1 protein-coding gene is annotated in these 415 nt (G+C 54.9%); it reads left to right on the top strand.

The annotated features are described in order from the left end of the window. Positions 1-230, top strand: a 230-nt coding sequence (locus H6B10_RS15495) for a hypothetical protein (protein ID WP_204652362.1), incomplete at its 5' end; no start/stop codon positions are given. Positions 231-415 lie beyond the last annotated feature (185 nt).

Below are 415 nucleotides of genomic sequence, written 5' to 3'. Positions count from 1 at the left end.
CGCAGCAGCCGCTTTGGTATGATGATGTGCATGTGCAGTTTGCTTCGGCGGCCTGTGCCTGCTTTCTCATGCGTGAATTTCGGCGCGTAAAGAAAGAAACACAGCGGGGTGTCGAAGCTAAGCTCGACACCCCGCTTTTGTTTTGGCTTCTTAAAAATAAGGAGGAAATTTGTCATGGAACGTGGTCCGGTTTACAAACAGCCCGGTGTGCGAATGTGACGGCAGGTTGAGGGACCTGCCCGCACAGAACACCACAAAACCAAACAACAAAGGAGATACCTGATTATGAAAAAGCTGATTTCTGCTGCGCTGGCCGGTGTGCTGGCGCTGAGCCTGGCCGCCTGCGGCTCTACCGCTTCTGTTTCTGAATCCACCGCTTCTTCCGAGGCGGCTTCCACGGCCGAGACCGGCAGCG

The sequence above is a fragment of the Gemmiger formicilis genome, assembly GCF_016901605.1.
Classification (GTDB): domain Bacteria; phylum Bacillota; class Clostridia; order Oscillospirales; family Ruminococcaceae; genus Gemmiger; species Gemmiger formicilis_B.
This window is presented reverse-complemented; position numbering and strand designations above follow the sequence as displayed.